The organism is uncultured Allobosea sp., assembly GCF_945956895.1.
GTDB lineage: Bacteria > Pseudomonadota > Alphaproteobacteria > Rhizobiales > Beijerinckiaceae > Allobosea.
This window is the reverse complement of the sequence record NZ_CAMFJF010000108.1, coordinates 1-7101: the sequence shown is the minus strand read 5'-3', so window position 1 is coordinate 7101 and position 7101 is coordinate 1. Positions and strand designations below refer to the sequence as shown.

8 protein-coding genes and 1 pseudogene are annotated in these 7101 nt (G+C 67.2%); 4 read left to right on the top strand and 5 right to left on the bottom strand.

The features are described 5' to 3' along the window. From Q0Q02_RS22495 to Q0Q02_RS22485, 3 genes are all read left to right on the top strand, one after another. A partial coding sequence (locus Q0Q02_RS22495) for a molybdopterin oxidoreductase family protein (RefSeq protein WP_293812888.1) occupies window positions 1–1139 on the top strand: 1139 nt, incomplete at its 5' end. After that, on the top strand, window positions 1126–1968 hold the full coding sequence (gene fdhD / locus Q0Q02_RS22490) for a formate dehydrogenase accessory sulfurtransferase FdhD (protein ID WP_293812886.1): 843 nt from the start codon (window positions 1126–1128) through the stop codon (window positions 1966–1968). The genes Q0Q02_RS22495 and fdhD, both read left to right, overlap by 14 nt. Beyond that, entirely contained in the window at window positions 1965–2222 is a 258-nt protein-coding gene (locus Q0Q02_RS22485) for a formate dehydrogenase subunit delta (RefSeq protein ID WP_293812884.1), read from the top strand. The genes fdhD and Q0Q02_RS22485 overlap by 4 nt, the downstream gene beginning before the upstream one ends. Window positions 2223–2275: 53 nt before the next feature. On the opposite strand, the gene Q0Q02_RS22480 is transcribed toward Q0Q02_RS22485, so the two are convergent. Further along, window positions 2276–2572 carry an antibiotic biosynthesis monooxygenase gene (locus Q0Q02_RS22480; RefSeq protein WP_293812882.1) on the bottom strand — a complete coding sequence of 99 codons (297 nt, stop codon included), beginning with the start codon at window positions 2570–2572 and terminating at the stop codon, window positions 2276–2278. Window positions 2573–2731: 159 nt separating this feature from the next. Here Q0Q02_RS22480 and Q0Q02_RS22475 point away from each other — a divergent pair, with 159 nt between their 5' ends. Next, window positions 2732–3163 (top strand): OsmC family protein, encoded by a 432-nt coding sequence (locus tag Q0Q02_RS22475; protein ID WP_293812881.1) that lies wholly within the window; start codon window positions 2732–2734, stop codon window positions 3161–3163. A 133-nt stretch (window positions 3164–3296) separates the two neighbouring features. Here Q0Q02_RS22475 and Q0Q02_RS22470 read toward each other — a convergent pair whose 3' ends face one another. The 4 genes and pseudogenes from Q0Q02_RS22470 to Q0Q02_RS22455 form a co-directional block, all read right to left on the bottom strand. Then, window positions 3297–4277: an ABC transporter ATP-binding protein gene (locus tag Q0Q02_RS22470; RefSeq protein ID WP_293812891.1), complete on the bottom strand. Its 981-nt coding sequence runs from the start codon at window positions 4275–4277 to the stop codon at window positions 3297–3299. A gap of 46 nt (window positions 4278–4323) precedes the next feature. Next, window positions 4324–5313: an ABC transporter ATP-binding protein gene (locus Q0Q02_RS22465; protein WP_293812879.1), complete on the bottom strand. Its 990-nt coding sequence runs from the start codon at window positions 5311–5313 to the stop codon at window positions 4324–4326. Beyond that, window positions 5310–6773, bottom strand: a complete 1464-nt coding sequence (locus Q0Q02_RS22460; RefSeq protein WP_293812889.1) for an amidohydrolase family protein — start codon at window positions 6771–6773, stop codon at window positions 5310–5312. Before Q0Q02_RS22460 ends, Q0Q02_RS22465 begins: the two co-directional genes overlap by 4 nt. A 38-nt stretch (window positions 6774–6811) precedes the next feature. Continuing rightward, window positions 6812–7101: pseudogene (locus Q0Q02_RS22455) on the bottom strand (amidohydrolase family protein); the annotation flags it as partial.

Sequence of the window (7101 nt, the reverse complement as noted above, 5' to 3'; positions counted from 1 at the left end):
CGCTGCGCGGGCAGAACAATGTGCAGGGCTCCTGCGACATGGGCTCCTTCCCGCATGAGCTCTCGGGCTATCGCCACGTCTCCGACGATTCCACCCGGCAAGTCTTCGAGATGCTGTGGGGCGTGCCGCTCGATGCCGAACAGGGCCTGCGCATCCCCAACATGCTCGACGAGGCGGTCGAGGGCAGCTTCAAGGGCCTCTATGTCCAGGGCGAGGACATCGCCCAGTCCGACCCCAACACCAAGCATGTCACGGCCGGTCTCGCCGCCATGGAGTGCGTCGTCATCCAGGACATCTTCCTGAACGAGACGGCGAAATACGCCCATGTCTTCCTGCCGGGCGCCTCCTTCCTGGAGAAGGACGGCACCTTCACCAATGCCGAGCGGCGCATCAACCGCGTGCGGCAGGTGATGGCGCCGCTCGCCGGCAAGGACGAATGGCAGGTCACGATCGATCTGGCCCGCGCCCTCGGCTACGAGATGGCATACGGCCATCCCAGCGAGATCATGGACGAGATCGCGCGGCTGACCCCAAGCTTCGCCGGCGTCTCCTACGACAAGCTGGAGAAGCTCGGCTCGGTGCAGTGGCCCTGCAACGACAAGGCGCCGGAAGGCACGCCCCTGATGCATGTCGACCGCTTCGTGCGCGGCAAGGGCAAGTTCATGATCACGGAATATGTCCCGACCGATGAGCGGACCGGGCCGCGCTTCCCGCTGCTGCTCACGACGGGCCGTATCCTCTCGCAATACAATGTCGGCGCACAGACCCGGCGGACCGATAACAATGCCTGGCATGACGAGGATGTGCTGGAGATCCACCCCTTCGATGCGGAGAGCCGCGGCATCCGCGACGGCGACCTCGTCGCGCTGGCCAGCCGCTCGGGCGATATTGCGCTGAGGGCGGTGATTTCGGAGCGGATGCAGCCCGGCGTGGTCTACACCACCTTCCACCATGCCAAGACCGGCGCGAACGTCATCACCACCGATTATTCGGACTGGGCGACGAACTGCCCGGAATACAAGGTCACCGCCGTCGAGGTTCGCCGTACCAACGCTTATTCTGCCTGGCAGGAGAAGAATTTCGAGGAGGATGTGACCTTGCGCCGGATCGCGGAGCGCCTGCCCGATGCCGCGGAATAGCCGGCAAGCCCAGCCGCCGGCCTCGGCCGCCGTCACGGCCGAGGCGTTGCGCTTCGGCGCGGCGGCGGATGGCGCGCGCGAGATCGAGGTCGCGGTCGAGACTCCGATCAACATCGTCTACGGCAACATGCCCTATGCGGTGATGATGGCGAGCCCGTCGGACCTCGAGGATTTCGTCACCGGATTCAGCCTGACCGAAGGCATCGTGCACGGCGCGGACGAGATTCGTTCCGTCACTGTCGAGCCGAAGGACGAGGGCGTCATCGTCACGGTCGAGCTCGCGCCCGGCCGCTTCCGCGAGCATCTGGCCCGGCGGCGCAATCTCTCGGGCCGGACCTCCTGCGGGCTCTGCGGCGTCGAGACCATCGAGGAAATCCCCATGGCCGATGCTGCGACGCGGGCGACGCGCGCCGTACCCGCTTCCGCGATCGAGGCAGCACTCGCCACGCTCGACAGGCTCCAGCCGCTGAATCAGCTCACCCGTGCCGTCCACGCCGCCGCCTGGTGCGATGCTTCCGGCGCGATCCTGGCGGTGCGCGAGGATGTCGGCCGGCACAACGCGCTCGACAAGCTGATCGGCGCGCGGCTCCGCGCCGGGGCGGATGCCAGCGAAGGCTTCCTGCTCGTCACCAGCCGCGCCTCCTTCGAGATGGTCGAGAAGGCGGCGATCTTCGGCGCCGGCACGCTGGTCGCGATCTCGGCACCGACCTCGCTCGCGATCGAGCGGGCGAAGCATCTCGGGCTGACACTCGCCGCCGTAGCGCGGCGCGACGGCTGCATCGTCTTCACCGGTGCGCTTGCGCCCGAACCCGAGACCATCGCCCGATGACGGAGGCCGACCTGACCACCGATCACCACGCGGAGAATGTCGAGAAGCTCCGGCGCATGGCCGGGCAGATCGCCGATTTCTTCAAGGCCTATCCGGAGGCGGAGGCCGCCGCCTCCGTCGCCGACCACATCAACCAGTTCTGGACCGGACGGATGCGCGGGGATTTCCTCGCCGCCTTCGCAAGCCGGCCGGAGGACCTCCCGCCCCTGCTGCGGCAAGCCCTGCCACGGATCAGGCCGGGACGTGGAGGATAGAGCGTCTTCAAGCGAAACGGCCCGGACCGATATCCGCTTCGCCCGCACAGGCTCTATTTCAACGACAGAGCGACCGAGCCGGCGATCGGATCGGTGACGCCAAGCCCGCCGCCGAGATCATCGAGCGTGTGGCGGAAGCTGTTGAGCGTGGCGATCATCTGCGGACGGGCTGCCGCCATCGCCTCGAAGCTCTCCCATTCGGCGATGATGCAGTAGCGCCCTTCGCCGGCCGCGATGATGTTGGCGTGTAGCAAGCCCGGCCAATCATCGACGACATTGCGATGAGCGTCGAGAAAAGCGGTCTCCATCCCCGGTTTGACCTTGAAACGAACGGCATTGAATGCGGTCATGGCGGCCTCCAGCGTTCGGAGCGCTGACCTTACGGCAATTCGGCTTTTTTGTCCTTGGCACGATCGCGTCCCGATGAACCCGGGTCGCCTCGGATCGTTGCGAAAGGGTAGCGTTCTAGAAGCAGAATACCCACCCAAACCAGAACGGGAGGCAGCACCATGGCGATCAACAGAACCGGCTCGGCCCATTGGGAGGGCGGCATCAAGGACGGCAAGGGCACGATCTCGACCGAGACCAAGGCGCTCGATGCCTACCCCTACGGCTTCGCCAGCCGCTTCGAAGGCAAGCCCGGCAGCAATCCCGAGGAACTGATCGGGGCGGCGCATGCGTCCTGCTTCACCATGGCGCTCTCGCTCATCCTGGGCGAGGCCGGTCTCAAGGCCGACGCGCTCGACACCACGGCCCGGGTGACGCTCGACAAGCTCGATGACGGCTACGCGATCACCGCGATCCATCTGACGCTCAAGGGCAAGGTGCCCGGCGCCGACCAGGCGAGTTTTGAGTCGCTGGCCGGCAAGGCCAAGGCCGGCTGCCCGGTCTCGAAACTGTTCAAGGCGCCGATCACGCTTGAGGCGACGCTGGTCGGGTAGGCTGCGTGGGCGACGGCCGCGCCGCCATTTGCAGAACATCACCTTTGTCATTCTGGGGCTTCGCGCAGGCGCGAACCCGGAATGACAATCGAGTGGCGCGAAACGGCTGCGATCGGATCAGCAGCGCAGCGCCTCAGGCGAAGTGGCAGGACACCTCGACACCACCCAACTTCCGCAGCTCCGGCCGCACGACGCGGCAGCGGTTGGCGGCTTGCGCGCAGCGCGGATTGAAGGTGCAGCCGGCCGGCGGGCTGATCGGGCTCGGCACCTCGCCGGACATCGGCCGGCGCTCCCGGTTCGGCCGCTCGACATCGGGAATCGTGTCGAGCAACAGGCGGGTATAGGGATGCTGCGGCTTGGTGAAGACCTGCTCGGCCGGGCCCGCCTCGACGAAGCGGCCGAGATACATGATCGCGAGATCGTCCGACATGTGCCGGACGACCGAGAGGTTGTGGCTGATGAAGAGATAGGTCAGCCCGAATTCCTTCTGCAGCCGGACCATCAGGTTGAGGATCTGCGCCTGCACGGAGACGTCGAGCGCCGAGGTCGGTTCGTCGCAGACGAGAAAATCGGCCTCGGTCGCGAGCGCACGCGCGATCGAGATGCGTTGGCGCTGGCCGCCGGAGAAGGCGTGCGGATAGCGGCTGGCATCGGTGCGCGAGAGGCCGACCGTCTCCAGCAGATCGCCGACGCGCTGCTGGACCGCCGCCTCGTCCGACCTGAGCTTCAGCTCGCGGATCGGCTCGGCGATGATGTCGCCGACGCGCCAGCGCGGGTTGAGCGAGGCATAGGGGTCCTGGAAGATCATCTGCACGCGCGGCGGGCCGATCGTGCCGTCGGCGCGGCGGATGTCGCGGAAGCTGAGCTTGCCCTCGGTCGGCCGCTGCAGACCGACGACCATGCGGGCGAGCGTCGATTTTCCGCAACCGGATTCGCCGACGATGCTGAAGGTGGTGCCGCGCTTCACCGTGAACGAGACGTTCTCGACCGCGCGCAGGATGCGCCGCGGCTCGTGCGAAAACAGGCGCGAGAGCGCCGGCGCCGAGACGTCGAAGCGGCAGCAGGCCGCAGCGACATCGAGGATGATGTCGTCGCCAGGGGCCGTCTCGATCATGACCGGCTGCGGCATGGCCTGATCCTGCGTGAGCGTCGTCACGTTATCACGCATGGGCCGCCTCCTTCAGGGGGAAATGGCAGGCTGCAGCGTGCCCGGAGAGGGGCAAGCCGGGCTTGTTCTCGCGGCAGAATGCTTCGGCCCGGCCGCAGCGCGGGTTGAAGGCGCAGCCCGGCGGGATCGCGTTGAGGCGCGGCATGGCGCCGTCGATCTGGTTGAGATGCTCGTGGCGGACATGGACGCTCGGGATCGAGGCCATCAGGCCGGCGGTGTAGGGATGGCTCGGCCGGCGCGTGACCTCCTCGACGGGGCCGATCTCGACGATGCGGCCGGCATACATCACCGCGACCCGGTCGGCGGTCTCGGCGATGACGCCCATATCGTGGGTGACCAGCATGATCGCCGTGCCATGCTCGCGGCAAAGCCGCTTCAGCAAGGTGGTGATCTGCGCCTGGATGGAGACGTCGAGCGCGGTCGTCGGCTCGTCGGCGATGATCAGCGAGGGCTCGGCGCAGAGCGCGAGCGCGATGACGACGCGCTGGCGCATGCCGCCGGAGAACTGGTGCGGGAAATGGTCGATCCGCGTCTCGGCGGCGGGGATGCCGACCTCCTTGAGCAGGTCGAGCGCACGCTTGCGCGCCTCCGCCCGGCTGACCGGCAGATGGGTCAGGATGGTCTCGACAAGCTGGTCGCCGACCTTGAGCAGCGGGTGCAGCGAGGTCAGCGGGTCCTGGAAGATCGCGCCGATGCGCCGGCCGCGCAGCCTGCGCATCTGCTCGGCCGGCAGGTTGTCGATGCGCTGGCCGGCGAGATGGATCTCGCCGCCGGCGATCCGGCCCGGCGGCTCGAGCAGGCCGATCACCGCCGTACCGGTCAGGGACTTGCCCGCCCCGGACTCGCCGACCATGCCGAGGATTTCCCCCGGCGCGATGTCGAAGGAAACACCGTCCAGCGCGGTCAACGGGCCGTGGCGGCCATCGAAGACGATGCGCAGGTCGCGGACGGACAGGAGAGGCTGGGCGGCGGATGCGGTCATGCAGAGGCCTCGCTGCGTTCGATCGCGTAGCTCGACGAGAAGATCTCGCTCATCGGCGGGTGGCCGAGCGTGCGCTCGGGATAGCGCGCCATCACGCCCTCGAACTGCTTCTGGGCGCGGGCGTTGTCGGCGGCCTCGTCCTGGCCGGGGATCGCCCGGCTCTCCATGACGAAGCGGCCGTCGATCACCACGGTCGCGAAGTCGCGGCCATGGCCGGTGAGCATCATCGTCTGGATGGGGTCGATGACCTGCCCGCTATGCGGCCGGTCGAATTCGAAGACGGTGATGTCGGCGCGGGAACCCGGCTGGAGACGGCCGAGATCGGGCCGCTGCAGCGCATCGGCGCCGCCGATGGTCGCGGCGTCGTAATAATCCTCGGAGCGCACCGCACCGACATTGCCGGCCACGGTGCGGGAGAGGATCATGCCGGTCTGCATGTTCATCACCATGTCCGGCGGGGCGGTGTCCGTGCCCATGGCAATGTTGAGGCCCATGGCGCGATAGCTGCCGAAATGGTTGATCGTGTTGCCGTGCCGGCCCGAGACAAGCGGGCAATGCACGATGCTGGCGCCGGAATCGCGGATGATCTCGAGATCGCGACCGGGGCGATCGATCAGGCGGCTGCCGGAGACGACGGTGCCATGCGGCAGCAGGCAGCGCTCGTTGAGGAAGCCGAGGCTCTCCAGCCATTCCGGCGGGCTCATGCCGTGCTGGGCAAGGACGAGGTCGTACTCGATCTTCGACTGGCAGCAATGCAGCCGGACGGGGATGTCGAGCTCGCGCGAGGCTGCCGCCGTGCGGCGCAGCAGCTCGGCCGTCGAGGTCTCGATGCGGTCCGGCGCAAACATCGCGCGGATCAGGCCGCCGGCCTGCCCCTCATGGCGCTTGGCGAAGTCGATGGCCGCATCGAGCTCGGCGAGACCGCGGTCTTCCTCGTAATAGGTGACGACGCGGCCGTCGCTCTCGACCACCTGATTACCGGTGCGATAGGCCGGGCCGAGATAGGCGCGCATGCCGAGATCGGCAGCCGCTTCGGCCGCATCCTCGAATTCCTGCACCGTCTCGCCCCAGGCGCGGTAGAACAGCGAGGCGATCGGCAGCGCCGTGGTGATGCCGTTGCGGATCAGCTGCGAGAAGGCATAGCGCTTCTGGAAGGCCAGCTCCTCGCGCGTATACATCTCGTAGGGACCGGCTTCGAGATAGCTGCGCGGCCAGACGCGGCCCTTCTTCCAGGCCGGCTGGTTATCATAGCCGAGGATGGTGGTGTCGAGATCGGACAGCGCATCGCAATCGACGAAGCCCGGCCCGATCAGGGCGTGGCCGTAGTCGATGCGGCGGGCGACTTCGCCGGGGAAGCCGTGGCCGACGAAGACGATTTCGCCGTTCTCGAACACGACCTCGCCGTTCTCGTAGAGGCGATGGCGGCCGTCCTTGTGGCCGACCACCCAGCGCGCGGTCATCAGGATGCGGCCTTCGGGCCGCTTCTTGGCTTGCAGGCTCACGGGGCAGTCCTCACCGAAACGCCGTCACGGGCGACGATCTTGCCGCGCTTGATCACGCGGCGCTTGGGCGAACGGGTCACGACGATATCCGTCAGGCTCTGTCCGGGCATGATGACGAGATCGGCGATCTTGCCTTCGGCGAGGCCGTAATCGGCGATCTCCATCACCTGGGCACCGCCGGTCGTGCAGACATGCAAGCCGAGCTCGACCTCGTCGTCGCGGCGGAAATTATTGCGCAGGCCGATGAACATGGCGCGCTCGACCATGTCGGCATTGCCATAGGGGC

Bases quoted from the DNA above. Each gene is read 5' to 3' on its own strand.
- fdhD (WP_293812886.1), top strand. From the start codon at position 1,126: ATGCCGCGGAATAGCCGGCAAGCCCAGCCGCCGGCCTCGGCCGCCGTC.
- Q0Q02_RS22485 (WP_293812884.1), top strand. From the start codon at position 1,965: ATGACGGAGGCCGACCTGACCACCGATCACCACGCGGAGAATGTCGAG.
- Q0Q02_RS22480 (WP_293812882.1), bottom strand. From the start codon at position 2,572: ATGACCGCATTCAATGCCGTTCGTTTCAAGGTCAAACCGGGGATGGAG.
- Q0Q02_RS22475 (WP_293812881.1), top strand. From the start codon at position 2,732: ATGGCGATCAACAGAACCGGCTCGGCCCATTGGGAGGGCGGCATCAAG.
- Q0Q02_RS22470 (WP_293812891.1), bottom strand. From the start codon at position 4,277: ATGATCGAGACGGCCCCTGGCGACGACATCATCCTCGATGTCGCTGCG.
- Q0Q02_RS22465 (WP_293812879.1), bottom strand. From the start codon at position 5,313: ATGACCGCATCCGCCGCCCAGCCTCTCCTGTCCGTCCGCGACCTGCGC.
- Q0Q02_RS22460 (WP_293812889.1), bottom strand. From the start codon at position 6,773: ATGACCGCGCGCTGGGTGGTCGGCCACAAGGACGGCCGCCATCGCCTC.